Below are 22,657 nucleotides of genomic sequence, written 5' to 3' on the forward strand. Positions count from 1 at the left end.
GGTAGTGGTGTCCAATAAATTCAAGTGTAGAGAAGCTAGTGATGAATAGGGAGGCAGTCCCAAGTGTCTAACATATTGCTGGTCTTAGACGGGCTCGCAGTTCGGCGTCGTGAGGCGCCGGACCAATTCTTGTTCCAGCCCGCTACAGCTTTCGTGAGGCTAGGGGAGCAGGTCGTGCTGCTAGGAGCGTCCGGTCAAGGTAAGAGCACGCTGCTGCGTGTACTCGCACTACTAGAGTTAGCGGACGAAGGCCGCTTGGAGCTGCTCGGGCGCAATAAAGAGGCATGGACGCCAATGGCGTGGAGGGCGACCGCTAGCTATGTGGCCCAGCATCCGGTGATGCTGCCTGGTACAGTAGAGGACAACCTGAGAGCGTCAAGCCGCATTCATCAGCGTCCATTCGACCGGGAGCTCGCGCTACGCTTGATGGATGACGTCATGCTAGGGGGGATCGACTGGGGCAGAGCCGCATCCGAGCTGTCCGGTGGAGAGAAGCAGAGAGTTGCCCTCATCCGCTCATTGCTCGCGAGTCCTCAGCTGCTGCTGCTCGATGAGGTGACAGCTTCGCTGGACCCGGAGAGCAAGCGGGCGGTTGAAGCCATGCTTGTCCGTTGGACGAGTTGTGAGGAGAGAGCGTTCATATGGGTTACACATGATCTGGAGCAGGCGAGAGCGGTTGGAAGCACAGTATGGTTCATGCATGGCGGTTGCTTGAGCGAGAGGAGTGTGGCAGCCGACTTCTTCAAGAAGCCTTCGACGGAGGCCGGACGCCGCTTCATCAGCTGGACCGAACAGGAGGAGGACGCGGATGTCTGATCTTGCGTTACTATGTACACTTGTGTTCGTTGCCGTAACGATGCTGATCTCCGTGCGATCCCGGCTCGGACTGGAAAAAGATATTGCAATCGGCACGATTCGCTCAGCTGTGCAGCTGCTTGCGATCGGCTACGTGCTGCACTACATCTTCGGCGCCGGGCAGCTCTGGCTCATGGTCGTGCTGATCGGTGTCATGATTGCGGTAGCGTCATGGAATGCGGGAGCTCGTGCAGGGCGTCTAGTCGGCATCCGCTGGCGCATAGCGGCGGCGATTGGCTGTACGGAAGCGATCGCCATGACGCTGCTGCTTGTACTCGGCGTTATAGAGCCGAGGGCGCAATACATCATCCCGATTAGCGGTATTATTATCGGCAGCTCCATGATCGTCGCCGGTCTGCTGCTCAACCAGCTGGGACGGGAGCTGGAGACATCTCGCGGTGAGATCGAGGCGCTGCTCGCGCTCGGGGCGGATGCTAGGCAGTCGCTACAGCTCCCTCTGAAGCGAGCTGTCCGGGCAAGCATGATCCCGACTGTAGACAGCATGAAGACAGTCGGTCTTGTCCAGCTCCCCGGTATGATGACCGGGATGATTGTGGCAGGCGCCGACCCGATGGAAGCGGTTCGGTATCAGGTGCTGATCATGTTCGTACTCGCGGCTTCAGCGGCGATGACAGCGATGCTGCTCGGAGCGTGGTCGTATAGGCTGCTGCTCACTCCCGACTTGAGATTGCTTGAGCCGGATGCGCTCAAGAGGTCTAAGTGATGAACGCACAAGAACTGGGCGAGGAATAAGCTTCATAATAGTAAGAGCCCCGACCACTGTTGGCCGGGGCTGTCCTGCATCATGCATCATGAGTTCGGATGCTGGGCATCATATTCGTCCGAATACTGGGCAAGCGACTTCACTTTGCCATGGGGGTGCTGGGACTGCTTGCGAATTTTCCACTCATTTTCTCTGCGGTTTTTCGGATGGCTCATCCTCGTTCACGTCCCTTTCTCCGGATATAGAAAGCATCTTTCTCGTTGGTGCACTTATAGGTTGCCGGAGTATCTCCTTCCTTATTCGCGAGTTCTGGAATCTGGATCAAGATGTAGATCCTTGTACGTGAAGCGGTGATTCCAATGGTGCTCCATGTCATACTTGGCTGTATCGCGCAACACCATTTCCAGCAGCATCGAGCTGAATACAAGCGTAATGGAGGCAAACAGCAGCAGCCACATCGCAAATTCTACCATCAGCAGCATGTCGAATTCTCTCCCTTGTAATCGGATACTATCAGTCTATGTGCGAGAGAGGCCGAACATGATGGAAGACGTCTATAGTTTGACAACTTTAAGACATCTTGCTTGAATCGGTTGTATGGCTGTCGGTTATCGTGTTAATCTGATCAAGCATGGTATACGATTACAGCTATAGGAGCGTGAATTCGCTTTGACTTACGATATGATGTTCTGGGTGCTGCTCGGCGCGGGCTTCGTCCTGACCGGTCTCGTTGGCGTCCTGGTGATGTGGAGAACTGAGCACGTACTAATATCCTTTGCGGCTGGCACGCTCGTGAATACACTCATCGCTGTCGGCTCCATCTGGTGGTGGTCATCCGTTTTTCCTGGTGAGGAGCACCACTTCAATCGAATGTTCGGCATATTCGGCTACGTCGTCTCAGCCGTTAACAACGCAGTACTGCTGCTGTTCGCGCAGCTTGCGATGAAGAAGAAGATCGGCGGGGCGTCTTCTGCGCAGGAGCAGCTCCAGTATGATGACGATTTGTAATCCAACTGTAATGTTCGTATCATCATTCTTTAATGTTCGAGGGCTATAATAACCCTTGACCCCCTTTTTAATTATATATCCCTTGACGCCTGCAGTCGCCTCGCGATGTGCGGGTTTTTTCTTTATCCTGTGCATATTGGGCAACCGACGGAGACACACTTGGAACAAACGTATGCAAGAGGAGGCAGAGCATGAACAACGTGGTCCAAGCGGAATGCAAGCGAGTGCTGGAGAGAAACGATACACTGTGCGCTGACGTAGAGGTGATTATAGAGGGGAAGGAGCATCATCTGATCGCCCTATTCGCGGAATCGAAGGATAACGATTACGATATGATCATGGTGCTGCGCAAGGACGCAAGCCGAGAGATCGACTGGTATGATAACGACCTGCATGCCGCCTACGAGGATGTGACGGAGGAGCTGTTCCAGGATCAGCACGGCGAGACGCATTGGGGTGAGCGTGAGAAATTCAAGGAGCAGGTGCTCAGCTTCGGCTCCGTACGAGCGGACATCAAGAGCAAGCTAGACCAAGCGAAGCTGGAGAAGCAGAAGGAGCTGGCGAGGTCTACGGTGTAGAGGGAGCAAGGCAGCATGACTGGTTATAATAAAAAAGTCGCAGGCCGATTGGATCGCGCCCGCGACTTTTTGCGTACATCTGATTATTTCGAGGGATGAGACGACTTCGAGCCTTGGTGAGTCCGTTCTTGGCGGGCAGCGAACAAGCGCTCGCGGCTGTCCCAGCGCTGATTGGAGATGAAGAAGCCGAGAATGCCGAATACGATCAGTCTTGTCGTCAGCCATGAGGAGAGCATCGTTTGCTGTGTCATATACTCGATTAGTGTGAACAGCGCCGTTAAGCCAATGCTCCAGAGGAGCACGCCACGCACCATTACATACTTTGCTTTGCCCATCTTGCGCACGTGGGCCCACTTGGCCGCGGCGGCATCATTCATTATACATTCCTCCGAACGTTCAATTGTAAACGACTTGCGGTTGACCTGACTCTGGAACATTATGGTACAATCGGTGTTGAGCCGATTCATGAAGCAGCATGTGCTCTCGAATCGCGAATGCTTATAGAAGGGCGGCGTCACAAACGTGAGCAAACTGTTATTATTTCCACTCCTATGGTGGCTGTTCGGCAATCCGTTCGTTGCATTACTCGTGCTGCTCCTCATTCTGTACATGATGGAGCGGCGCTTCATCGGCCTGACTCCGAGCTTGCTTAAGCCATTGACGCGGATGCGCAAGCTGAGCAAGCTGAAGGAGGAGCTTCGTCTCAGTCCTCATCATACGTCGACGAAGCTCGAGATTGCAAGGCTGTATATGGAGGAAGGCAAGTATGATGCAGCTTACCCGCTGCTCACCGAGGTGCTGCAGGTCATGGACGATTCGGCTGACGTGCTGAGCGAGCTAGGCACATGTGAGCTGAAGCGCGGTGCGAAGGCGGAAGGCGAAGCTCACATTCTGCAGGCGCTGGAGCTCAATCCACGGGTCAAATACGGCGAGCCGTACTTGAGACTTGCAGAATCGTTCGCGCTCTCGGACCCACAGAAGGCTGTCCAATACTTGGAGCAATTCCGGACCATTCACTCTTCCTCTTGCGAGGCGAATTACCGTCTTGGCGCTCTGCTGAAGCAGCTTGGCCGTGTCGAGGAAGCTCGTCAGGCGTTCCGGGAGACGGTTGAGCTGTACCGTGGACTTCCTCGATATAAGCGGCGCCATGAGCGCCGCTGGGCGCTGCTAGCCCGTCTCCAGGCGTAAAGTTATTACAACGCCTGCGAGGCGCCTGCGAGCGCTCTTGCCGGTGCATATGGGGTCAAATCCACCTCTGGCGTAATTCCGGTCGCCAGCTGGCCGATCACTCTGCCTGTAATGGGAGCGAGCAGGATGCCGTTGCGGAAGTGTCCAGTCGCAAGCAACAGCCCCGGAGCTCCCTCCCAAGCTCCCAGATACGGCAAGCCGTCCAGAGTGCCAGGGCGCAGGCCCGACCAAGTGCTGACGAATTCGGCCTCGGCCATGCGCGGCAGCAGCTCCTGGGCACGATCGTGCAGCACTGAGATCGCCGTCGCTGTTGCCCGCTTGTCGAAGCCAGCCTCCACCTGCGTCGCACCGATAATGCAGCTGCCATCAGCCTTCGGCACGATGTAGCAGCCCTTCGTGAACAGCGTGTGGCTAATGAGCGGTGCTTCGGTCCTCAGGGCGAGGCACTGTCCCTTCACTGGGAATATCGGCAGCTTCAAGCCGAGCGGCTCTGTTAGCGAGGAGCTCCAGGCTCCCGCGGCAAGGACGACAAGGTCGGCGTACAGCTCGCCCTCAGGCGTAGAGACGCCGCAGACGCTCCCTGTGCCTGGGGCTGTCAGCAGCTTGAACACAGGCGCCCATTCCTTGACGCAGCAGCCTTGACGCTCGAGTGCAGCACGCAGTGACCGCGTAAGCCATACCGGGTGAACCTGATGATCCTTGGGCAAATACAGTCCGCCGCGCACGGACGGGGTTAGCTCGTTCTCGATCTGAAGTAGACTTTGGGCATCCAGCCATTCGGCATCTTGAATCCAGTCCAGCCGGGAGCGCAGCTCCTGTTCATCCTCCTCGGATAGTGCGGCCCGGACGATTCCCTTCGCGATGTATTGCGGAGCGATGCCGGAGGCGGCTTCCAGCTCCTCGGTCCAATCGCTGTATAGCTGTTGACTTGCGCGGCACAGGTCGTAGAACGGTCCTGGATGGTGGGTCTCCGATTGAGCGCCCAGCATGCCGGCGGCCGCGGTCGATGCCTCCTGGCTCCAGCCGCTCTTGTCTATGATGGTGCAGGCGAAGCCTGCCTTGCCTAGCTCATAAGCGATGGAGGCGCCTATCACGCCCCCTCCTACGATAATCGCATGAGAGCGTGTGGAATGATTACGTCTATCAGATGTGGATATGTTCATGCTAGCTCTATCACTCCTTGCGGTGCGGCTTCGTCTTGTCGAGCGCTTCGTGGAAGCGCTGGGCTTGACGAGCCGGGTTGTCGCTTAACAAGATGCCGGAGAGTACCGCGATGCCGGCAGCTCCGGCTTGAATCACTTCATGTGTGCGCTCTGGGGTAATCCCCCCGATCGCAATTGTCGGCAGTGGACAGGCGCTGGACGCCATGGTCAGGGCGTGGAGGCCTCGTCCGGGTAGCCCCGCCTTCGAGCCGGTCTCATAGATGTGGCCGAACAGAACGAAGTCTGCCTGCTCACGAGCCGCTTCCGCAGCCTCTTCAGGGCTGTGGACAGATCGTCCAATGCAGGCGCCTGTCTGGAGCAGTCTACGGGCCTCAAGTGGCGTCAGGCTGCCTCCGCCAAGCTGCACGCCGTCAGCGCCGACCGCTGCGGCCGCGTCAACGCGGTCGTTGAGCAGCACGAGCATGTGCGGCAGCAGCTGCTTGAGGACTGTGTACCAGCGCATCAGCTCTTGGGCGGAGCGATGCTTCTCCCGGATATGGAGCACATCGACGGAGCCGATCGGCAGCTGACTGACGATGGCGGTCAACTCCTCGAGCTCCTGTCGGCCTGTTGTAATGAGATGTAAAGTTGCACGAGACGTCAATAGGTTCATTTTCGCAGCAGCCCGAGCCTTTCTCGTATCGGATGCTCTCCATTAGAGCATGTGTGGTAGCAGCATCCGAATATAATATGTTCATCATACCCCTCGGGCGGATGCATCGTCAAAGTGTTTACGAAAGTTGTCAAAAAAATATCACGAAACGACGTGCAGCATGCCTCTTCCTCGCCTTGACGAGCAGCTTCCGGGAATACTACACTTATTAGGAAGCAGTTGTTTATCGATAAAGGATGGGTGCAGGATGAAGGTGTATAAGGCATTAACGATAGCGGGGTCTGATAGCGGCGGCGGCGCCGGCATACAGGCAGACTTGAAGACGTTCCAGATGCTCGATGTGTTCGGCATGAGTGCGATTACGGCCGTTACCGCGCAAAATACGCTTGGCGTTCACGGTATATACGATATTCCGCTGGAAGGCATTGAGGAGCAGCTGGAGGCGGTATTGTCTGATCTCGGCGCCGATGCGGCCAAAACTGGCATGCTGTCGCAGCCGGAGGTGATCGAGCTGGCTGCGAATAGTATTCGCAAGCATCGGATCGACCGTCTCGTCGTTGATCCGGTTATGGTTGCGAAGGGCGGGGCGAGTCTGCTTGCGGTCAGTGCGCAGTCGGCGCTGCGGGACAAGCTGCTGCCGCTCGCCGCGGTCGTGACGCCGAATATTCCGGAGGCGGAGGTGCTGACCGGACTGTCCATCGATTCGATGGACAAGATGAAGGAGGCGGCAAGCAGGCTCGTGAACGAGTTCGGCGCGAAGGCAGCCATCGTCAAGGGCGGACATGCCGCCGGCGAGCCGACGGATGTGCTATACGACGGAGAGTCCTACCACCTCCTCACAGCAGAGCGCTATGAGACTCGCCATACGCATGGGACAGGCTGCACGTTCTCAGCAGCGATATGCGCGGAGCTGGCCAAGGGCCGCACGCTGCTTGAGGCCGCGCACACGGCCAAGTCGTTCATTACGCTCGCAATCTCGCGTGAGCTCGGAATCGGTGCGGGTCATGGACCGACGAACCATTGGGCATACGCTCGCGAGCAACAGCTCAGCTCAAGCCGAGCGAAGGAAGAGGGGCAATCGTCATGAGCTATGAATATTTGATGCAGGCGCTGCTGCTCATCGTGCTGCTACTCGTCACATTCCCGGCTATATGGCTATGGTCGAAGTGGAAAAAGAACAAACGGAAGCGGGGCTAGACCATGTATTACGTGAACCAAGAGCAGATCGACCGTCGTCTTCAATTCATTCCGGTGCTGCTCGAAGCAAGTCGTGCGCTGACAGAGGCCAAGCCATTCGATGCGGTGCTTAGCCGATTTGCGCTGGAGCATACGCTATATCTCGCCATCGAGACGGTAACGGATCTCGGAAGCTTGCTGATCGACGCCTTCATGATGCGCGACGCGAGCAGCTATGAGGATATTATCGACATTCTTGAGGGCGAGCAAGTTTTCGGTGCTGTAACGGCTCGAACGCTAAGAGAGCTGGTCCAGCTTCGCCGTCTGCTTACGCAGGAATATATGGATGAGCGCTCTCAAGCCGCGGAGACAACCTTATTTGGCGTCCTGCAGCAGCTGCCGGATGCGTTAACGGATTTCGCTGAGGCGATCCCTGCTTTTATTAACCGTGAGAAAATTTAATTGGATCACACATCAGGCGGACGTTCTCCGGAGCGTCTGCTCTTTGTGATGTCTCGACTACAGGTAAGTCCTTCCTTGATTCGTAATTTACATACAGCAGCGCATATGAATTTACTAAAACGATAGATTCGTATACAATGAGCATATGCATACGGGACGGCTTGTTCAGATGAACAGGCCTGCTGCTAGAAGGACGGTGAAGCCGGATGAACTATGAGCCCGATGTATCGACACGGAAGGTCATTTTACATCTGCTGAAGACGAAGGGTGCATTAAGCGTTGGCGACCTGTCGAAGCAGCTTGGTATAACGGAAATGGCGGTTCGCCGTCATCTAAATACATTGGAGCGTGATGGCTTCATTGAGTCTAAGCTTGTTCGCCAAGCGATGGGAAGACCGTCTCACCTATACTCGCTCGCTCCGGCAGCCGATGAATTATTTCCTAAGAAATATCATACGCTGGCGCTCGACCTGCTTGGTGAGCTTGTGGAGCTGGCTGGTGAGGAGCAGGTGCATGAGCTGTTCGATCGCCGCAGAGAGCGTCTTATTGAGCGATACGAGAGTCGGATGGCAGGCAAGTCGCTGTCCCAGCGCGTTGCCGAGCTGACCGATATTCAGAACGCGAACGGCTATATGGTGCAGCTGGATGAACGGGAGGACGGAGCGTTCGTGCTGCAGGAGCACAATTGTCCGATCTCGCAGGTGGCGAATCAATTCCAGCATGCGTGCAGCTGTGAGCTCTCGATGTTCCGCACGCTGCTCGGCAATGATGCAGAGGTTGAGCGTACGGAATGTCTTGCGAAGGGCGGCATGAAGTGTACGTATATTATACAGCAGCGAGAGGAAGCATCGAGCTGATCGATGGAAGTATGCATAGCCTGGCTTAACTCGGAAGCCTGTTAGTTGCAGGAGCAGACCGACTCGACAGATGTGAACTGCACCCCAATTGTTAGACACCATCTAACGATTGGAGGTGCAGTTTTTTTGCATGCGCTGGTACATATTTGAAGCACGGGTCGGGTATCCTGAATGAGTATGAAGGCGATACCTATGCCAGCCAAGCTGTGGGATAAGGAGGGACCTAGCGTGAACCGTGAGCTCATGAAGGAATGGTTCGGCCGTCCGCTGACTGATCGGGAGAAGGCTGAATATTGGCAGGATGCGATCCCCGATGAAGACGATGCGATGTTCTCCAGTGAAGAGATCGATACGAGCCGTAAGGCGGTAATTCCGAGGAGGAGGGGGGAGAAGCCATGAGTCGCTTACACGAAATTGTAGAAAACCATCAGCAGCTGGAGCAGCTGAACGCGCTGCTGAAGCATTACAGCGTGAATGCCCAGTATGTCACCTCCTCGTTAATTAAGTCGTTCGAGGACGAAGAGGAGAAGAACGAGGACCTGCTGACCGATCTGAAGCAGCTCTTCTTCATTAGCTAGTGCTACCGAATGTTACCGGCAGACAAACAAGACGAGGCTGACCTGCTCAGGTTGGCCTCGTCTTTGCATCTGGATGGGAGGTAGCGTCATTCCTACTATAGCTGGCGGGATTCACGGATCAGGCGGAATACGTCGATCGATTGATCCGTCTTCTCCTCGAATAGATCGCCCTGCTTAACATGATCGATGTATAGGATTCCGTCCAGATGGTCGATCTCATGCTGCATGCATATGGCCGTGAAGCCTTCGGCCTCCAGCACGGTTTCCTCACCGTTACGGTTCAAGCTGCTTACCTTGATGTACGTAGAGCGCGTCACGTAGCCGTACACGTTCGGAATCGACAAGCAGCCTTCCGCTCCCTCTTGCGAGCCTTTTCGTTCCACGATGACCGGGTTGATCAGCTCGATCACACCGTCCTCGGTGTCGACTACCGCTACCCGCTTCGGTATGCCGATTTGCGGAGCGGCAAGTCCTGCACGTCCGGGCTCCGCATATAGCGTATCCGCCAGATCGTTCAGCAGCTTGAGGACGCTGGCGTTCACAGTGCGGATGGGCATGCATCGTTCTCTAAGCACCGGATCGCCGATGCTGCGTATGATTTTCTCAGCCATATCGTATCGTTCACCCTATTCATCTATATCTTCTACGTATTCATCATACCTCACCTGCGGCAAAAGGCAACCGTCCCTCCGTAAGCTCAGCGCATGGATGCGCCTCCGGGTTACTTCGTCGTCCGTCTACCGCTTCGTTCCAGAAGCGGGGTCAATGCCGAATTTCGTCTGCCACGATCCGTACGTCGCCTTCGTCACAGTGGAGGAGCTGGTCTCTGTCAGCTCTAGCCTTGATCGCAGAGCTGCAACAGCCGCGGCAAGGTCCTCTTCCTTCGGCACGACATACGGACTATCCCACCGTCCATTCAGATGAATGAATTGAATCTGTTCTGGCTTCAGCGATCGGAAGTTCAACAGGAATCGGCGCAGCGTGTCGGCGGGAATATCGGTCTGAACGTTGCGTCCTGCGATCTCGAGCACTCCGCCCAATTGCGTAATACCACTAAGCGAGGTCATCTTCTGGAGCAGCTTGTCAAGCACGACCTGCTGACGTTCATTACGGGCGGTATCGGACGATTCGGCTGTGCCTCGGTTCGATTTGCGGTAGCGCAGGTAGTCCAGAGCTTGCTTGCCGTCCAGCTTCTGCAAGCCTTGCTTCAGGTTGATGTTCGTACCGTCAACGGTGTCCACATAGCGCATATCCATGTCGACGTCAACCTCAAGCCCTCCCAGCTCGTCGACTACCTCACGGAAGCCGTCGAAGTCGATGACAGCCATGTAATTCAAAGGCACGTTGAACATCGTGCTGAACAGCTGCTTCGTCTTCTCGAGAGCTGTGTCTTTATTCTGATTATTATAATAGGCATAGTAGTAGTTCGCCTTCTGACTGCTTAATCCGAGCGCCTTCGGCTTGAGCTCCAGATCACGCGGGATGGAGACTACGGTCGCGGATCGGGTCTTCGGATTCAGACTGACGAGCATGAGCACGTCCGAGTTCATTGAGCCTCCACTGCCGCTTCGGCTGTCGACACCGGCGAGCAGGAAGCTCATCGGCTTCTGCAGCGCGGCCTCTGCCTGCTTGTCTACAGATGTTGCCTGCGCCTTGCTTCCGGAAGACATCAGCTCAAGCGCATGGTCAACTTTATATATTCCATATCCGGCGAATGCAATGGCTCCACCGGAGACGATGGCGAGTGCGAGCAAGGAGTGGCGCAATCCTTTGGATCGTTTCGGCTTTGTTTTTTTTTGTTTACGCGGCGGCAGCATATCGTTCCTCCCGTACAAGTTGTCGAATAGCGTCTTATCTTTAGACGTTAATTGTAAGTAAAAAGTTTTAAGTTTGTAAAGAAAATAATTCCTTTCGAAGCGAAAAATTTTAGGTGAAGAAATTTTGCGAAAACTGTGTCAAACCGAGACGGTCCGACTTATACTGTACTATCTCATAGGCATTCGTCTAGAGGCTTGAGGAAGCAACGGAGGTGATACCGATGTGGTGGCAATGGGGGCTGGCGGTCTGTATGATCGCCTTCATAGCAGTAGCGGTAAGTGTAATCCGGTTTCTGTTCCATGCGCAGTCTGCGATGAAACGTACCGAGACGTCGCTTCTAGCACTTCAGCACGATGCGCATCGAGCGGTCGCAGAATCCGTCCGGACGCTTGAGACGTCTGCAGCGATTCTAGGTAATGTGAAGCGGAAGCTGGAAGCGACCGATGCGTGGTTCGAAGCGGCTAGCGAAACAGGTGAAGCTGTCCGCTCCATAATCCGCACCGTTGATCAGCTTACGCAGGCAGTGGAAGCGACGGTCACGGACGCCAAGAAGGCAGTGCAGGAACGGCAAGACACGTTCAGTGGAGCGCTGGAATGCTCAGCAGCGGTGTTCTCTCTCATCTCTCGCATTCAAGCCTCTAGACCTACGAAAACAAAGGAGTGACTTCACAATGGCAAACGAGAATAACGGTAAAAAATTCGTCGTCGGTGCAGTCGTCGGTACATTGCTCGGTGCGGTAACAGCTCTCTTGCTAGCACCCAAATCGGGCCGCGAGCTGCGCGCTGATCTAGCTGAAGGGTACGAGTGCGTCAGCGAGAAGACGCAGCAGGTTGCAGGCGAAGTAGGCGTGAAGACGAAGGAGCTGGCGACGGCGTTGTCTGAGCAATCGAATACAGCTGTTCAAACGATTCGCAGCCAGACGTCAGAATGGGCGGGTAAGGCCAAAGAGCTTGCCCTGCAAGCTCGTGATGAGGTGAAGGCATGGCGTGCAAGCAAGTCGACAGGCTCCGTTCAGAAGCCAGTAGAACAGGCGCCAGTTGCAGCCACTGCGGTGGAAGAAGAGTCAGGTGAGTCAGTCGAAGCTGAAGCGAAGTAATGAAGCATAGCTTTGCTCGTTAATGAATAACAAGGCGGCATGCTGATGAGCGTGCCGCCTTTAACATTTACCATTTGGATGGATCGATCTTCCTAGGGTCAAGACCTTCCCATATGTTATCAATATCAGCCTGATCCGGTTCGTCGAAAATAAGCCATGCGGTAGGCAAATAGCGCTCACCGTATTCACTCGAAGGCTTGTTGACGATCTTGTTATCTACAACCAGCACGGAGGAGGAACCGCCGTCTAGGTTCGCTGCAGTGACGGCTCCGCGTTCAAGGAAGATGCCTTGAATATCATATAGCGTCGCACCGATGGAGTGTGGCTGTCTACCGTCAATGACGGCGAACATAATCGTGCCGTCCTCCTTCTGGGCCATGGCGGTGCGGGGAGCGATTCCCCAGCCATCGGCTTGATTCTTGATTAAGCCAACGCCGTTCACGATAAACTTGGGAGCGAAGGTGACCGCCTCCTGCACGCCCATCTTCATGAGCTCGTTCGGCGAATATTTCCCTGCCACCATGCGTCCTTCCTTATCGATACCGACGATATGGTTCGCCGTATTCATGGCGCCGTCGTTGTAGAACAGCTTGCCTCCCGACATGACAAGTCCGGTCGGCTGGAAGCCGTTGCCCTTCCACTCCGGATCGACGAAGCCTCCTGCATTAACGCCTGCCTTGGCTCCTAGACGCTGAACCATGCTGGATACTTTCTCTCCCTTGCCCGCCTTACCGGGAACAGCGATGCGCAGCGACTTCGGGTCGCGAACCGTGAGCAGCTTGCCCTTGAAGTTCGTCCCGGATATATCCTCGACCTCGATGAGCGGCTTCGGAGCTTCCTTCGTCTGCTTCGGATCCTTCGAGGCTACCTTGACGAGCCCTTCATCCTTCACGCCGGAATAAATATCGAACTGTGCCCAATATCGGTTCACTCGCTTCTCTAGCTCCTCGCTGCCAATTAAATACTTGGCCCAGTGTCGATGCTGCGTCGTGATCAGCGTATCCGCCATCATGAAGCGCAGGTCGGTGCCCGGCTTCGTTAAGAAGAACCAGAGCATGAAGAGCATGCCGAAGACGAACAGTACGAATACGGTGTACAAAAATAGCGTTAGCGGAACGGAAGATCCACGTTTGCTGGAAGCCTGCTTTCTCCGAACGGGGGCAGAGGTTGTCTGCACACGGGAGGGGCCCGGTATTCTTGCGGACATGGCTCGAATCCTCTCCATCTCTTGTTAATTTTTGTTAACTTCATCTAACATACTTTGTTATAGACGAAAAAAAAGAGAAAAGGTTGCATAATATGCTCCCAATCCCCTTGATTTACTTGACCCTAATAATGTTCGGGCCCTAGTTAATTCATATATAGTTGCTTATTCTCCTTGATCATATACTCAAAATCATCCGCAGGCATCGGCTTGCTGAACACGTACCCTTGAATTTCGTCGCAGCCTTGTGACAGAAGAAACTGCAGCTGCTCCTGCGTCTCCACGCCTTCAGCCAATGACTTGATCTTGAGACGATGGCTCATCGCAATCAAGGCTGTAACGATGGCCGCATTATCTTCATCGGATGTAACATCGCGAATGAATGACTGGTCGATCTTAAGCGTATGGACACGGAAACGTTTCAAGTAGCTTAAGGACGAATAGCCTGTCCCGAAATCGTCAATCGAAATACGCACCCCGAGCAGCTTCAGCTTATGCATCGTCTCGAGAATATACGGCATGTTGTTCATGGCGATATTCTCGGTAATCTCCAGACAGAGCAGCTCTGGGTGAAGTCCAGACTCGTTCAGAGCATCTATCACAACATTTACGAAGTTAATTTGGTGAAACTGGATGGCCGATATGTTAACGGAGACGACAAGAGGAGGGGCCCCTTTAGTCTGCCATCGCTTATTTTGGATGCATGCTTGACGCAGCACCCAATTGCCGATCGGCACAATTAGTCCGGTTTCCTCCGCGAGCGGAATGAATTCTCCGGGAGATACCATCCCCCATTCGGGGTGCTGCCACCTTACGAGAGATTCCATACCGAATACGGTACCGTTCTTCAGATCAACGATGGGTTGGTAATGAACTCGAAACTCACCGCGCTCCAGCGCTTTGCGCAAATGGATTTCCAGGTTCAGTCGATGTAAGGACCGCTTGTTCATGTCCTTATTGTAGTAATGGTATGAATTCCCTCCTTTTTCTTTGGAACGATACATCGCGATATCCGCGTTCTTGAGCAGCGTCTCGACTTCGCTGCCATCCTGTGGATATAAGCTGATGCCAATGCTTGCCGTTACGAACAGCTCGTGGTTGTCAATGATGAACGGTTCCTTCAGTAGGTCAGGAATGCCCTTGGCGAATTGAGCAGCCTCATCGACATGGTTCACATTCGTCAACAATATTATAAATTCGTCTCCGCCGAAGCGTGCAACGATGTCCTTCTCCTTCACATATACCTGCAGCTTGCGTGCAAGCTTCTGAAGCAAGAGGTCGCCGACATGATGTCCAAGTGTATCATTGATGACCTTAAAGCGATCGAGGTCAAAGAAGATAACAGCCAGATTACTGCCATTGCGGCTTGCATCTTCGAAGGAGGCGCGCAGCTTCTCGTCGAATAAGAGACGGTTCGGCAAGTTCGTTAATGCATCGTGATAGGCCATGTGCAAAATTTTATCTTCAGCTCGTTTGCGCTCGTTCACGGCCCGAATCGTAGCATAAGATCGAAGCAACTGATAGTCGTTCGTTTCGCTGATAATGTTAGAGAATAGCTGTTCATAAGCTTCCGTGCCTGATTCCTCGGTCGTCATCCGAGCGGTCTTGATAAGCTTCACGGCATTCTCGATATGCTCTTTATGAATGCGGGCAGCTGTTGCCGTCTTGGCTAACTTCTTGTTGTCAGAGCCGAGATAGAGGAGACCGCGCTTTGTGTCATAATCCTCCACATGATTCATGTTCACAATATTGGAGGTATCAAGCTGACGGAACCCGTCCTCGAATAGCCATTCTTCTAAGTTGTCGAAAGAGTAGTCGAGGTAGTATTGCTCGGATTTGGTATGGATAATAATTTCACGATCGCGAATTTTATCAATTTTGATAACGTCGCGAGCGTCAATAATGAGCACCTCAGAGCCTCTCTTGCCGTCTCGAGTAACGGGTATTTTTTGCATACGTTTGTCAGCTCCATGAAAGTGTGATGAGGCTGACAAGCATAGCTTGTCAGCCTAGTCATCCTTTATTGAATCGTAGATGTCAGTAATTCCTAGATGTAATTATTTCTTGAGCAGTTCAGTTGGCAATTCAGGGCGATGAGTCCAGACCGTATTCGTGGTCATGAACATTGTGGCAAGTGCCACTAAAGCTCCATTAGCAAGTACAGCGATCATTTTTTTCATTAGTACAATCTCCCCTCAATATAATCAACAGCCTTTTTCATGAAGGGCGTCGTTAGCAACGCCTGGATTAGGAAGGCTGTTGTCAACACGGGTAACTGAAAATAAAAGTTACTGGCAACAATGAGAGCGGATACACATTTAAGCATGGGATAATACTTCGGATCGATCCGGCTCACACTCTTTATATCGGAAGGGGCATAGATCAGGACTAGAATGAAAGCCACTGTATTCAATAGTACCCCGATAACCGCAAACTCATAAGCTGCATGTGCAGCTGTTAAGAAAATGGTAGCTGAAGTTAAGCAACAAGCTAATGACGTACGCAGGTGCAAACCACCACTAACTATACGGAGTATGGTATAAGCGAGAATGACGAGCAATGCGTCGGCTATCTTCCCTGTAATCGTAGATATTGTCATTACAATGAGTACGGACACAGCCGAATTGATCAGCAGACTCAGTGCGTAGAACAATACGGTTTCGGAAGCAGCATCCGAATTATGCTTGCGAATACTGTGCGTCAGCGATAGAGCTGAGCGATCAATGAAGTTCATCGCGCTTTCATCCTTTCGTACTTCTCGTTAATAAGTCTTTTGTTATGTCGGTATGCGATAAAGATAGATACAAAAAAACAAGCTCCAAGACCGACTAACACAAATAAATGAACATATGGCTTCTCATTAAATAAGACAGAGTTGATTTGAATGATAGATATGATGGCAATGAGCACCGCAGATAAAGCAAAGTTGTACTTCTTAATGCCTTCACGAAGTGTCATCTTGTTCACAATCATCAGAAAGCCAAATTTGCGATAACGGATATACATGGTCAGTAAAGATGCCAATGTTGCAGTAGCAACATAGACGATACTCATGTGCAGGTTGCTGGTTGCGACCTCCTCGACAGTTGCGAGCTGCAATTGAACCACTAAAGTCATAACAGTGTACTCGAGCAGCATGGCAGCCAAGAAGCCGATCACCGTAATGAACAGTGAATAATAGACGGGCAGATTGAACAATAAAGTGATGAGAATAATTTCAGACACAACCATCGTCGGCATGGCCAACATTCCTAACCCAGCTACTTCTTTTAGGTAAAAAGCAACAGTTTTCATGACTAAGGCAATGATTACGAATCTGAAGTAGTTATATTGTAGCGGAAATCGGAAAAGCGAAAACGTGAGTAAGGTCAAAACTAGCAATTCCAAAAACGAGCAGGTATGTCGAATTATAAGTTCCATCCACATGTAAAGTAGCTCCGTTCATAAATATTATATATATTTTGTTAAGAAAAAAGCTATAGATATTAGGTAGCATGTTGGAAAAATACATTCTACACGAGTTGCTATGTATATACGTAGTTTAATACAGAGTAAGCATACATACAAGAGAAATATGTCGAATCATGCAATTTTATGTTGAAACAATATTTGTGAGATACTATTGGTATCGTTTTCATAATTGGAGGGTCATGGCAGCCACGCCAATGATGTTCAGTGCAGCATGCACTAGAATAGGCGGCAGAAGGCTTCCCGACTTTCGATACACCCAGCATAGAACTAATCCTACGCCAGCATAGGCGAGAAATAGCTTCACACTAAAATGAGCGAGTGCAAAGATGATCGATGATAGTATGGCAGACGGCCAGAACGACATCATGCGAATTAAAGAACCGAAAATGATCTTGCGGTAGACCACTTCCTCGATGACAGGGCCGAACAAGGCCGCATTAAGCGCCATCATGGGATACTGGGCAAGCAATGTATTGGTCATTGGGCTGCCGGGAACCTTGTACATAAGAAAATAGTTGATGGCGTGAGCATATATGCCCCATTGAATCGCTGTACGAATGAGGGAGAGGTTATCCTGACTGCGCAGAATGGCATTCCAGTCCGTTAGACGAAGCTCATCTTGATACAGATAGTAAGCTCCAGCCAGGAATACGAGAGGGAGGAACGTTATTGTATAAGGATTTAGGAAGAACAGGATCGGTCCTGGGCCTGCTGTCAGCACGAAGAGCACGACGAGGGCCGGCTGCCTGTAGGAGATCAGCTTGTTGTTCATAGTGCTCCTTCTGCATAGAAATGTAATCGTTATATACGATCAGGGCTCTATCATTGTTCTATATTCATCGCTCATGAGATATGGATAATGATAAGCCCGCCGTATAGTAGCTTACAACGAATAGAAGTGAGGAGTTCAATACTTATTGAGGGCCGATCTAATCCACATTTCATGCTGTTGAATCCCATATTCCATTCGGCTGAGGATAAGCACATGAGGTATGAATGTTGAAATGAAAAAGGATTCGCACACCATGTAAGCAGAATACGTCCTAGGCACGATCCTCTAAAGATGAAATTACAACGCCACGAGTGCTCTTGCTTAATGTAAATTCGAGGCTTTTGTTCGTATTGGAAGCCGTACTACGCATGATCTGATCGTGATACTTCTTCTGTCTCATTGCGGTTAATGTAACGCTGCTACCGCTGCCGTCTTCGGTAAAGTAAAGCTTACCTCGCCGCTCATCGTATTTACGGATATGATTGAAATTAACATAAAGATTGGCGTCTACCTTGCGAAAGCCAGCCTCCTCCAGCTCGTCTAGGAATGAGCTGAAGTCGATCAACGACTCTACGTTACGGGATACGGTTGACGTTCCCATGTAGTACACGATGTCTTTCATGGCAATTTCAATGTAATGCACACCGCTAAGCTCTACGTTCGATTTGACACTGCCCCCGGATTTCGGTATATCATTGCTAGTAAGATGGCCAGCCTTGATCATGAGCTCCGTATACGGATAGCTGTAAGCGATGGACAGCTTCTGTAGTGTGTCTGGAGAAGGTGTAATCTTATCGTTCGTGGAACGGTTGCGCTCGAGCTCCAAATCTCGTATGTATGCATGCGACAGCCCGCTCTTCTTGGCCGCCTCTCTTAACGACATGGAGCCTCGAAGTGTTTCGAGAAATTTACCGAATTCAGGAATAGGTTGTCCCATTCCGGTCACCCCTTTCTACACCATTGTATAAGACAAGTAAACGAAAAGAAATACAATTCTAAAAAAAAATTTATCTAATGAAGTTAACTATTGACGAGATGTAGTATAAATACTACCCTAAATAATAATGGGTGAAACATGTGTAAAAGGGGGGGAGTGTGCGGATGAAGGATAAAATCATGAATCGCTGGAGTACCTACGAGCCGTTTCATGTACCATTTCAAGGGTATAAAGTAGCGGATATCGTGATTACTAGCCATGCACTTGCCCGCTGGGCGGAACGGATTGATCCCGGGGAGGGCGGCATAGAGCATATATGCGCGTTTCTGTGGGATCGGCTGAAGCTCGACAAGATCTCCCCCTATTACCCGAACGAGAAGGACGTATTTTTGATTGATGACGATCTTGTGATGGTAGCGGAATTTTTGGAGCTTAAGGAAGAGACGGATATCGCAGGCAATCCGCTGCATAAGATGATCGTTGTGACGTTCCTGGGACGCATCTCACAAGATATACAGCTGCGCGACTTGAAGGCGTACTACTCTTGGCTGAGGCATTCCAGACGTATGACGCTTGTCAAGCACGGAAGGAAGCATAAATGATCGGAACCTCACACAGCTAGCTGACTTTGCACATTGCAGAAGTCGGCTATTTTTTGTTGAGTCATGCTGTATAAATCATTCCGTTCCGAGGGGAAATTAGGGAGAATAGGAAGGAGATGAAGCAGTCATGGCTCGTGATTTGCCTGTAGGTAACGGCAACGTGCTCGTTAATTTCGATACCCATTACAATATGCGTGATATTTATTTCCCTTATGTCGGTCAAGAAAATCAGGCCATTGATCATTTATCCCACTTCGGCGTGTGGACCGCTGAAGATTTCATGTGGATCGATCATCCGGAGCTGAAGAAGAAGGCAGGGTATTTGAACGATTCGATGATTACGAACGTAACAGCTGTCCATGAGCGTCTTGGCTTGAAGCTGCTGCTTCGCGATGGTGTGGATCATCAGAAGGACGTATTCGTGCGCAAGGTAGTTGTTACGAACGATTGGGACCGGGAGCGGACGGTGAAGCTATATTTTCATCTGGATCTGCATCTGTATGGCAATGGCGTCGGGGATACGGTCTATTATGATCCGGACCTTCGTTCGTTGGTGTTCTACAAGGGTCACCGCTATATGTCGCTGTCGTGTCGGACGGCAGAGGGGAGCGGCTCAGAGCCTTCCTCATTCGCCATCGGACAGAAGGGGATCCATCGACTGGAGGGGACATGGAGAGATGCAGAGGACGGACAGCTCGGATGTAATCCGATCGCTCAAGGCTCAGTTGATGGGACCATTGAGTTAGAATTGACGGTGCCTGCGGGGGGCTCGAAGGAAGCGTGGTTCTGGATAAGCTTCGGACGCAGCTATGCTGAGGTCAAGAAGCTGGAAGCGGAAGTGCGCAGTCTGACCCCGCATCGGCTGCTGCAGCGCACGTATAATTATTGGTTGGAGTGGCTTGCCTCTGACCGTCATGATCTCAGCCTGCTGACGGCTGATATGGCTTCGTTCTACAAGCGCAGCTTGCTCATTATCCGCACGAATATGGATAACCGCGGGGCTATTGTCGCGGCGAATGACTCAGACATCCTGAAGTTCGCGCGGGATACATATTCGTATATGTGGCCGCGGGATGGCGCGTTGATTACGCATGCGCTCGATCGCTCAGGCTATCACGCGTTGACAAGGCGGTTCTTCAACTTCTGCAAGAACGGGCTGGCGGAGGAAGGCTATCTGCTGCACAAATATAATCCGGATGGCTCGGCCGGCTCCAGCTGGCATCCGTATATCGATGAGCAGGGGGGCAAGCGACTACCGATTCAGGAGGATGAGACGGCGCTCGTGCTGTATGCCCTGTGGCATCATCACAAGCTGGGCGGGACACTTAGCGAGGCGGGAGACGATTACAAGTCGTTCGTCATCCCGGCTGCTGATTTCCTAGCGGCGTATATGGACGCTTCGGGACTCGTTCTGCCGTCCTACGATCTGTGGGAGGAGCGTTACGGCGTACATCTGTACACAGCGGCTGCCGTATACGGGGGCCTGCAAGCGGCAGCGATGTTCGCTGAGCAGTTCCGTGATAAGCTGCGGGCGATTCGATACCGTGACGAGGCAGACAAGCTGAAGCTCGCCGTAGAGCGCAGCATGGTGACGGAGGACGGCCGCTTCGTGCGTTCCTTGTATTGGAATGCGGATCGACAGACGTATGAGCCAGATATGACACTGGACGCAAGTATGTATGGCGTCTTCGACTTCGGGCTGTTCCCTGTGGACGATGCGCGTGTCGTTGCGACGATGAAGGCGATCCGTGACCAGCTGTGGGTGAAGACGGACGTCGGCGGCATTGCGAGGTACACGAACGATTATTACCATCAGGTGACGCGGGATGTAGAGAACGTGCCGGGCAACCCGTGGTTCATCTGCACGCTCTGGTATGCCGAATATGTCATCGCCGCAGCGAAGGATGAGTCCGGGCTGAAGGAGGCGGAGGAGCTGCTGCGCTGGACGATGGGCCATGCGCTGCCGAGCGGCGTGCTGGCGGAGCAGCTGCATCCGTTCACGGGAGCGCCGCTGTCCGTATCGCCTCTGACTTGGTCGCATGCCTCGTTCGTCAAGGTGGTACAGGAGTATGTGTCCAAGCTGAAGTGGTTTCGTCAGCACCGTCGCAGCCGGGAGGACGTCAGCGATGCGCGTCTGTTAGCTAGCTCCGCTACAGGAGGTGCAGCCGAGTGAGCGATCGAATGAAGGCTGTACGTGTGACGGGCTTAACCGACCCTCTGGACCATCGGGAGGATGATGCGGCCTCGGGAGCGCTCAGGCTGAAGCCGATGCTCGAGCTGGCCGAGGTGCCCCGTCCGAAGCGCGTAAGTAAGACCGACGTGCTGGTTCGTGTACTGTGCGTTGGTATGGACGGTACGGACCGGGAGATCGTGAGCGAGCAGTACGGCGTTCCGCCTCTCGGGGAGCACTCCCTGATTCTCGGGCACGAATCGCTCGGCGTCGTGATGGAGGCGGACGCTGCGACCGGCTTGAAGCCGGGAGATGCGGTTACCGCGCTCGTGCGCAGACCTTGCGGTCAGCCGGATTGCGTGAATTGCCGCAACGGGAAGCCAGACTTCTGCGAGACAGGGGCGTATGTCGAACGCGGCATTAAGGGGATGCACGGCTTCTTGTCCGAGTATTACGTGGAGGATGCGCGTTACTTGGTCAAGGTGTCGTCCTCGATGCTAACACTCGGGGTGCTGGCCGAGCCGCAGAGCATCGTCGAGAAGGTATGGGACGAAGTGCAGCGTATTCAGCAGCGGCTCATTTGGCAGCCGAAAACAGCCGTCGTGCTCGGCTCAGGGCCTCTGGGACTGCTGGCGGCGCTCACGTGCCGAACGCTTGGCCTTGACACGTACGTCTGGAGTAAGTCGCCTGCTGATTCCGCGGCGGCGGATATCGTTCGGGCGTGCGGTGCGCATTACAAGCAGGCTAGTGGGGCGAGTTCCACTGAAGCTGCGATGTTCGGGCATCGAGCAACTGTCGGGGATGAGCGGCAATCTGAGGAATCAGAGAAGCCGATTTCTCCGTTGGATGCGTTCCTGAAGGGACATGGGAAGCGGGCGGATCTCATCCTCGAGTGCACCGGTTACAGTCCGCTGGCCTTCGACGCGATGACTGCGCTCGGACCGAACGGCGTGCTCGCGCTGCTCGGTGTGACGCCGGGGAACCGTCGCGAGAAGGTGTCCGTCGATCGGATCAATCATGAGCTCGTGCTCGAGAATAAGTGCGTGCTCGGGTCGGTGAACGCCTCGCGCAAAGACTTCGAGACCGGCCTGTACCGCCTTGGCCGTATGGAGTCGCTGTTCCCTGGCGTTCTGGACCGATTGTTAACGGATCGGCTGACGATGGAGCAGGTGGCGCAGCTTGATTTTAGCGGAATCGGTGTGAAGGCGGTTGTCGATGTTATACCTCAGTCGGAATGGACGAGGCTTGCGGCAGCGAGTGAAGGGGAAGTGGCGTACAGCTTCTCCGTGTAGATCGAGTGTGTGTAATGGCAGATGGTAGGGTTATCATTGTGAAGAAGCGGGTC

General features: G+C 53.0%; 29 protein-coding genes. 15 read left to right on the top strand and 14 right to left on the bottom strand.

The window, feature by feature from the left end; translation table 11 throughout:
• The first annotated feature begins 63 nt into the window (after positions 1 to 63).
• Both PAE68_RS08320 and PAE68_RS08325 read left to right on the top strand, forming a co-directional pair.
• Entirely contained in the window at positions 64 to 816 is a 753-nt protein-coding gene (locus PAE68_RS08320) for an ABC transporter ATP-binding protein (protein ID WP_281885912.1), read from the top strand.
• A complete protein-coding gene (locus PAE68_RS08325; RefSeq protein WP_281885914.1) occupies positions 809 to 1,579 on the top strand; it encodes an ABC transporter permease in 771 nt (256 codons plus the stop codon). The genes PAE68_RS08320 and PAE68_RS08325 overlap by 8 nt, the downstream gene beginning before the upstream one ends.
• 86 nt (positions 1,580 to 1,665) lie before the next feature.
• On the opposite strand, the gene PAE68_RS08330 is transcribed toward PAE68_RS08325, so the two are convergent.
• Positions 1,666 to 1,794, bottom strand: coding sequence for a DUF6254 family protein (locus tag PAE68_RS08330; protein ID WP_281885916.1), 129 nt, complete (start codon positions 1,792 to 1,794; stop codon positions 1,666 to 1,668).
• An 81-nt stretch (positions 1,795 to 1,875) separates the two neighbouring features.
• Positions 1,876 to 2,061: a hypothetical protein gene (locus tag PAE68_RS08335; protein WP_281885918.1), complete on the bottom strand. Its 186-nt coding sequence runs from the start codon at positions 2,059 to 2,061 to the stop codon at positions 1,876 to 1,878.
• Between the two features lie 187 nt (positions 2,062 to 2,248).
• Between PAE68_RS08335 and PAE68_RS08340 the strand changes: the two genes are divergently transcribed.
• Complete coding sequence (locus PAE68_RS08340; RefSeq protein ID WP_281885920.1) at positions 2,249 to 2,587, top strand: hypothetical protein; 339 nt, start codon at positions 2,249 to 2,251, stop codon at positions 2,585 to 2,587.
• Positions 2,588 to 2,778: 191 nt separating this feature from the next.
• Complete coding sequence (locus PAE68_RS08345) at positions 2,779 to 3,165, top strand: hypothetical protein (protein WP_281885922.1); 387 nt, start codon at positions 2,779 to 2,781, stop codon at positions 3,163 to 3,165.
• A gap of 83 nt (positions 3,166 to 3,248) precedes the next feature.
• Here the strand turns inward: PAE68_RS08345 and PAE68_RS08350 are convergent, their stop codons facing one another.
• Positions 3,249 to 3,542, bottom strand: a complete 294-nt coding sequence (locus tag PAE68_RS08350) for a hypothetical protein (RefSeq protein WP_281885924.1) — start codon at positions 3,540 to 3,542, stop codon at positions 3,249 to 3,251.
• A 145-nt stretch (positions 3,543 to 3,687) separates the two neighbouring features.
• Here PAE68_RS08350 and PAE68_RS08355 point away from each other — a divergent pair, with 145 nt between their 5' ends.
• Complete coding sequence (locus tag PAE68_RS08355; protein ID WP_281885926.1) at positions 3,688 to 4,353, top strand: tetratricopeptide repeat protein; 666 nt, start codon at positions 3,688 to 3,690, stop codon at positions 4,351 to 4,353.
• 5 nt (positions 4,354 to 4,358) lie between these two features.
• Here PAE68_RS08355 and thiO read toward each other — a convergent pair whose 3' ends face one another.
• On the bottom strand, positions 4,359 to 5,516 hold the full coding sequence (gene thiO, locus PAE68_RS08360; protein WP_281885928.1) for a glycine oxidase ThiO: 1,158 nt from the start codon (positions 5,514 to 5,516) through the stop codon (positions 4,359 to 4,361).
• Between the two features lie 10 nt (positions 5,517 to 5,526).
• On the bottom strand, positions 5,527 to 6,168 hold the full coding sequence (locus tag PAE68_RS08365) for a thiamine phosphate synthase (RefSeq protein WP_281885930.1): 642 nt from the start codon (positions 6,166 to 6,168) through the stop codon (positions 5,527 to 5,529).
• A gap of 247 nt (positions 6,169 to 6,415) precedes the next feature.
• On the opposite strand from PAE68_RS08365, the gene thiD reads away from it, so the two are divergent.
• The 5 genes from thiD (at position 6,416) to PAE68_RS08390 (ending at position 9,241) form a co-directional block, all read left to right on the top strand.
• Positions 6,416 to 7,255, top strand: coding sequence for a bifunctional hydroxymethylpyrimidine kinase/phosphomethylpyrimidine kinase (gene thiD / locus PAE68_RS08370; protein ID WP_281885932.1), 840 nt, complete (start codon positions 6,416 to 6,418; stop codon positions 7,253 to 7,255).
• Between the two features lie 113 nt (positions 7,256 to 7,368).
• A complete protein-coding gene (locus PAE68_RS08375; protein WP_281885934.1) occupies positions 7,369 to 7,806 on the top strand; it encodes a DUF86 domain-containing protein in 438 nt (145 codons plus the stop codon).
• Positions 7,807 to 8,012: 206 nt separating this feature from the next.
• Complete coding sequence (locus PAE68_RS08380) at positions 8,013 to 8,663, top strand: helix-turn-helix transcriptional regulator (RefSeq protein WP_281885937.1); 651 nt, start codon at positions 8,013 to 8,015, stop codon at positions 8,661 to 8,663.
• A 228-nt stretch (positions 8,664 to 8,891) separates the two neighbouring features.
• Entirely contained in the window at positions 8,892 to 9,062 is a 171-nt protein-coding gene (locus PAE68_RS08385; RefSeq protein ID WP_281885939.1) for a hypothetical protein, read from the top strand.
• The gene (locus tag PAE68_RS08390; protein WP_281885941.1) at positions 9,059 to 9,241 is read left to right on the top strand and encodes a hypothetical protein; all 183 of its coding nucleotides are present in this window, start codon (positions 9,059 to 9,061) and stop codon (positions 9,239 to 9,241) included. The genes PAE68_RS08385 and PAE68_RS08390 overlap by 4 nt, the downstream gene beginning before the upstream one ends.
• Positions 9,242 to 9,336: 95 nt before the next feature.
• Here the strand turns inward: PAE68_RS08390 and def are convergent, their stop codons facing one another.
• Entirely contained in the window at positions 9,337 to 9,852 is a 516-nt protein-coding gene (def, locus tag PAE68_RS08395) for a peptide deformylase (RefSeq protein ID WP_281885943.1), read from the bottom strand.
• A gap of 126 nt (positions 9,853 to 9,978) precedes the next feature.
• Positions 9,979 to 11,058, bottom strand: a complete 1,080-nt coding sequence (locus PAE68_RS08400; RefSeq protein WP_281885945.1) for an LCP family protein — start codon at positions 11,056 to 11,058, stop codon at positions 9,979 to 9,981.
• Between the two features lie 221 nt (positions 11,059 to 11,279).
• On the opposite strand from PAE68_RS08400, the gene PAE68_RS08405 reads away from it, so the two are divergent.
• Together PAE68_RS08405 and PAE68_RS08410 are read left to right on the top strand one after the other, a co-directional pair.
• Complete coding sequence (locus PAE68_RS08405; protein ID WP_281885947.1) at positions 11,280 to 11,723, top strand: DUF948 domain-containing protein; 444 nt, start codon at positions 11,280 to 11,282, stop codon at positions 11,721 to 11,723.
• 7 nt (positions 11,724 to 11,730) lie between these two features.
• On the top strand, positions 11,731 to 12,156 hold the full coding sequence (locus tag PAE68_RS08410) for a YtxH domain-containing protein (RefSeq protein ID WP_281885949.1): 426 nt from the start codon (positions 11,731 to 11,733) through the stop codon (positions 12,154 to 12,156).
• A 67-nt stretch (positions 12,157 to 12,223) separates the two neighbouring features.
• Here PAE68_RS08410 and PAE68_RS08415 read toward each other — a convergent pair whose 3' ends face one another.
• The 7 genes from PAE68_RS08415 to PAE68_RS08445 all read right to left on the bottom strand — a co-directional run bounded on the left by PAE68_RS08415 (position 12,224) and on the right by PAE68_RS08445 (position 18,540).
• The gene (locus PAE68_RS08415; RefSeq protein WP_281885952.1) at positions 12,224 to 13,363 is read right to left on the bottom strand and encodes a phosphodiester glycosidase family protein; all 1,140 of its coding nucleotides are present in this window, start codon (positions 13,361 to 13,363) and stop codon (positions 12,224 to 12,226) included.
• Between the two features lie 143 nt (positions 13,364 to 13,506).
• A complete protein-coding gene (locus tag PAE68_RS08420) occupies positions 13,507 to 15,315 on the bottom strand; it encodes a putative bifunctional diguanylate cyclase/phosphodiesterase (RefSeq protein ID WP_281885955.1) in 1,809 nt (602 codons plus the stop codon).
• Positions 15,316 to 15,417: 102 nt separating this feature from the next.
• Entirely contained in the window at positions 15,418 to 15,540 is a 123-nt protein-coding gene (locus PAE68_RS08425; protein WP_281885959.1) for a cyclic lactone autoinducer peptide, read from the bottom strand.
• Positions 15,540 to 16,094 carry an accessory gene regulator B family protein gene (locus tag PAE68_RS08430; RefSeq protein WP_281885962.1) on the bottom strand — a complete coding sequence of 185 codons (555 nt, stop codon included), beginning with the start codon at positions 16,092 to 16,094 and terminating at the stop codon, positions 15,540 to 15,542. The genes PAE68_RS08425 and PAE68_RS08430 overlap by 1 nt, the downstream gene beginning before the upstream one ends.
• Positions 16,091 to 16,786, bottom strand: a complete 696-nt coding sequence (locus tag PAE68_RS08435; protein ID WP_281885965.1) for a hypothetical protein — start codon at positions 16,784 to 16,786, stop codon at positions 16,091 to 16,093. Before PAE68_RS08435 ends, PAE68_RS08430 begins: the two co-directional genes overlap by 4 nt.
• 208 nt (positions 16,787 to 16,994) lie before the next feature.
• Positions 16,995 to 17,603 carry a CPBP family intramembrane glutamic endopeptidase gene (locus PAE68_RS08440; RefSeq protein ID WP_281885968.1) on the bottom strand — a complete coding sequence of 203 codons (609 nt, stop codon included), beginning with the start codon at positions 17,601 to 17,603 and terminating at the stop codon, positions 16,995 to 16,997.
• A 271-nt stretch (positions 17,604 to 17,874) separates the two neighbouring features.
• Positions 17,875 to 18,540, bottom strand: coding sequence for a helix-turn-helix domain-containing protein (locus PAE68_RS08445; protein WP_281885971.1), 666 nt, complete (start codon positions 18,538 to 18,540; stop codon positions 17,875 to 17,877).
• A 164-nt stretch (positions 18,541 to 18,704) separates the two neighbouring features.
• On the opposite strand from PAE68_RS08445, the gene PAE68_RS08450 reads away from it, so the two are divergent.
• The 3 genes from PAE68_RS08450 (at position 18,705) to PAE68_RS08460 (ending at position 22,604) form a co-directional block, all read left to right on the top strand.
• Positions 18,705 to 19,142 carry a hypothetical protein gene (locus PAE68_RS08450; RefSeq protein WP_281885973.1) on the top strand — a complete coding sequence of 146 codons (438 nt, stop codon included), beginning with the start codon at positions 18,705 to 18,707 and terminating at the stop codon, positions 19,140 to 19,142.
• Between the two features lie 127 nt (positions 19,143 to 19,269).
• Entirely contained in the window at positions 19,270 to 21,315 is a 2,046-nt protein-coding gene (locus tag PAE68_RS08455) for a glycoside hydrolase family 15 protein (RefSeq protein ID WP_281885976.1), read from the top strand.
• Complete coding sequence (locus PAE68_RS08460) at positions 21,312 to 22,604, top strand: glucose 1-dehydrogenase (RefSeq protein ID WP_281885978.1); 1,293 nt, start codon at positions 21,312 to 21,314, stop codon at positions 22,602 to 22,604. Before PAE68_RS08455 ends, PAE68_RS08460 begins: the two co-directional genes overlap by 4 nt.
• Positions 22,605 to 22,657: the final 53 nt, after the last annotated feature.

It is taken from the genome of Paenibacillus sp. YYML68 (assembly GCF_027923405.1).
In the GTDB taxonomy this organism is placed as follows: Bacteria; Bacillota; Bacilli; order Paenibacillales; family NBRC-103111; genus Paenibacillus_G.

Excerpts from the sequence above, each read along its gene's own strand:
- PAE68_RS08325 (WP_281885914.1), top strand. The coding sequence starts at position 809 with ATGTCTGATCTTGCGTTACTATGTACACTTGTGTTCGTTGCCGTAACG.
- PAE68_RS08330 (WP_281885916.1), bottom strand. The coding sequence starts at position 1,794 with ATGAGCCATCCGAAAAACCGCAGAGAAAATGAGTGGAAAATTCGCAAG.
- PAE68_RS08335 (WP_281885918.1), bottom strand. The coding sequence starts at position 2,061 with ATGCTGCTGATGGTAGAATTTGCGATGTGGCTGCTGCTGTTTGCCTCC.
- PAE68_RS08345 (WP_281885922.1), top strand. The coding sequence starts at position 2,779 with ATGAACAACGTGGTCCAAGCGGAATGCAAGCGAGTGCTGGAGAGAAAC.
- PAE68_RS08350 (WP_281885924.1), bottom strand. The coding sequence starts at position 3,542 with ATGAATGATGCCGCCGCGGCCAAGTGGGCCCACGTGCGCAAGATGGGC.
- thiO (WP_281885928.1), bottom strand. The coding sequence starts at position 5,516 with ATGAACATATCCACATCTGATAGACGTAATCATTCCACACGCTCTCAT.
- PAE68_RS08365 (WP_281885930.1), bottom strand. The coding sequence starts at position 6,168 with ATGAACCTATTGACGTCTCGTGCAACTTTACATCTCATTACAACAGGC.
- thiD (WP_281885932.1), top strand. The coding sequence starts at position 6,416 with ATGAAGGTGTATAAGGCATTAACGATAGCGGGGTCTGATAGCGGCGGC.
- PAE68_RS08375 (WP_281885934.1), top strand. The coding sequence starts at position 7,369 with ATGTATTACGTGAACCAAGAGCAGATCGACCGTCGTCTTCAATTCATT.
- PAE68_RS08380 (WP_281885937.1), top strand. The coding sequence starts at position 8,013 with ATGAACTATGAGCCCGATGTATCGACACGGAAGGTCATTTTACATCTG.
- PAE68_RS08390 (WP_281885941.1), top strand. The coding sequence starts at position 9,059 with ATGAGTCGCTTACACGAAATTGTAGAAAACCATCAGCAGCTGGAGCAG.
- def (WP_281885943.1), bottom strand. The coding sequence starts at position 9,852 with ATGGCTGAGAAAATCATACGCAGCATCGGCGATCCGGTGCTTAGAGAA.
- PAE68_RS08400 (WP_281885945.1), bottom strand. The coding sequence starts at position 11,058 with ATGCTGCCGCCGCGTAAACAAAAAAAAACAAAGCCGAAACGATCCAAA.
- PAE68_RS08405 (WP_281885947.1), top strand. The coding sequence starts at position 11,280 with ATGTGGTGGCAATGGGGGCTGGCGGTCTGTATGATCGCCTTCATAGCA.
- PAE68_RS08410 (WP_281885949.1), top strand. The coding sequence starts at position 11,731 with ATGGCAAACGAGAATAACGGTAAAAAATTCGTCGTCGGTGCAGTCGTC.
- PAE68_RS08415 (WP_281885952.1), bottom strand. The coding sequence starts at position 13,363 with ATGTCCGCAAGAATACCGGGCCCCTCCCGTGTGCAGACAACCTCTGCC.
- PAE68_RS08420 (WP_281885955.1), bottom strand. The coding sequence starts at position 15,315 with ATGCAAAAAATACCCGTTACTCGAGACGGCAAGAGAGGCTCTGAGGTG.
- PAE68_RS08425 (WP_281885959.1), bottom strand. The coding sequence starts at position 15,540 with ATGAAAAAAATGATCGCTGTACTTGCTAATGGAGCTTTAGTGGCACTT.
- PAE68_RS08430 (WP_281885962.1), bottom strand. The coding sequence starts at position 16,094 with ATGAACTTCATTGATCGCTCAGCTCTATCGCTGACGCACAGTATTCGC.
- PAE68_RS08435 (WP_281885965.1), bottom strand. The coding sequence starts at position 16,786 with ATGTGGATGGAACTTATAATTCGACATACCTGCTCGTTTTTGGAATTG.
- PAE68_RS08440 (WP_281885968.1), bottom strand. The coding sequence starts at position 17,603 with ATGAACAACAAGCTGATCTCCTACAGGCAGCCGGCCCTCGTCGTGCTC.
- PAE68_RS08445 (WP_281885971.1), bottom strand. The coding sequence starts at position 18,540 with ATGGGACAACCTATTCCTGAATTCGGTAAATTTCTCGAAACACTTCGA.
- PAE68_RS08450 (WP_281885973.1), top strand. The coding sequence starts at position 18,705 with ATGAAGGATAAAATCATGAATCGCTGGAGTACCTACGAGCCGTTTCAT.
- PAE68_RS08455 (WP_281885976.1), top strand. The coding sequence starts at position 19,270 with ATGGCTCGTGATTTGCCTGTAGGTAACGGCAACGTGCTCGTTAATTTC.